This is a genomic window from Ilumatobacter sp., from assembly GCF_049588435.1.
Lineage (GTDB): Bacteria > Actinomycetota > Acidimicrobiia > Acidimicrobiales > Ilumatobacteraceae > Ilumatobacter_A.
On the sequence record NZ_JBAVYV010000097.1, the window covers coordinates 1 to 1,718 of the forward strand.

Below are 1,718 nucleotides of genomic sequence, written 5' to 3' on the forward strand. Positions count from 1 at the left end.
CCCGGCAAGATCGTCGTCGTACAGGGCGTGCTCGGACAGGGTTTCAGCGAGCAACTCGACCAAGGCCTCGACGAGGCACTCGAGGGGTCCGGCTTCGAGGTCGTGGTCCGCGAACAGGGCTTCTTCGACAGGACGACCGCGATTGACGTCGTGTCCACCGCCTACCAGGCGCACCCCGATCTGTCCGGAATCGTCTCGTACTCGGCGTCGATGTCGAACGGCATCGCCCAATGGCTGCAGGACAACGACAAAGAGGGCGTCGTACACGTCGGGTCCGACTGCGACGACGAACTCGTCGAGTGGCTGAAGACCCCGTACCTGGAGGCCTCCCGTTATTACTCCTCGGCCCAGACCGGACTGATCGGTGGAACCGCCGTACTCGCTGCACTGCAGGGCAGTGACGTTCCCTTCGAGACCCCGGTGGAGCAGGTGATCGCCACGGCCGACAACATCGACGACATCATCGCGGAGAACCCCTACACGTTCGAGTCGTTCCGCGATCAGGTGCAGGACATCTGACCAATGGGGACAACCGATGCCACCATCCCCGTCATCGACATCGGACCGTTTCTCGACGGTTCGCCGAGCGGGATGGCCGACGTCGCCCGACGGCTCGATGAGGCGTGCACGTACAGTGGCTTCTTCCAGATCGTCAACACCGGGCTGGACATGGCGTTCGTACAGGACGTGTACAACGCCGCGGAAAAGTTCTTCGACCTGCCCGAAGACACCAAGTCGACAGCTGCTCAACCAGCCCCCGATCAGGTTCGCGGCTGGACCGGCGTCGGCAAGGAGGGTTTGTCCTACTCGCTCGACGCCCAGGCGCCGGGAGACCTGAAGGAGAAATTCGACATCGGACCAGCGGACGTGCCGTCCGACGACTACTTCACCTGCGACGCCGCTGGGCCGCACTTCGCTCCGAACGTCTGGCCGACTGCCATGCCCGAGATGCGTCCGTTGCTCGAGCGGTACTTCACCGAAATGGGTGAGCTCAGCCGACAGCTGATGCGCATGTTCGCACTCGGACTCGGCCTCGACGTCGACTTCTTCGAGGACAAGGTCGATCGCCACATCAGCATGCTGCGGATCATGAACTACCCCGACCAGGCCGACGAGCCGCTCCCAGGTCAGCTCCGCGCCGGCGCACACAGTGACTACGGAAGCCTCACGATCGTCCGTCAGGAGGACCGCCCCGGCGGCCTCCAAGTTCTCGCCAAAGACGGCAGCTGGCTCGACGTGCCCGTCGTGCAGGACGGTTTCGTGGTGAACATCGGCGACCTCATGGCCGAGTGGACGAACGACACCTGGGTGTCAACCATGCACCGAGTCGTCAACCCGTCACGCGACCTGGCCGCCGACTCCCGCAGAATCTCGCTGATCTTCTTCCACCAGCCCAACTACGACGCGCTGATCGAGTGCCTCCCCACGTGTCTTCTCGAGGGCGAAGAACCTCGACACGACCCGATCACGTCGGGAGATCACCTCTACTCAAAGTTCGTGAAGCAAACCACCTTCGGCGGCACGATCGGCAGCTGAGACGGCGTTGCCGATCGCATCGGATCGGAGCATATTGTGATCGTCGACGGGCTCCAGCCGTAGCGATCGGTCAGTCCGGTCCAGGGGAATAGCTCGCTCATATCAATCGCCATGTGCGATCCTCAGACCGTCCGAAAACGGCACGTCGGATCGATGGACGCCGATCAGATTGCGCGCAGCTC

2 protein-coding genes are annotated in these 1,718 nt (G+C 62.9%); both read left to right on the forward strand.

Annotated elements, in window-relative coordinates:
* Positions 1-519 (forward strand): substrate-binding domain-containing protein (locus WBV89_RS03525; RefSeq protein WP_423979961.1); only part of this gene is annotated, 519 nt, incomplete at its 5' end.
* Positions 520-522: 3 nt separating this feature from the next.
* A complete protein-coding gene (locus WBV89_RS03530) occupies positions 523-1,536 on the forward strand; it encodes an isopenicillin N synthase family dioxygenase (protein ID WP_423979962.1) in 1,014 nt (337 codons plus the stop codon).
* Positions 1,537-1,718: the final 182 nt, after the last annotated feature.

Bases quoted from the DNA above. Each gene is read 5' to 3' on its own strand.
- WBV89_RS03530 (WP_423979962.1), top strand. From the start codon at position 523: ATGGGGACAACCGATGCCACCATCCCCGTCATCGACATCGGACCGTTT.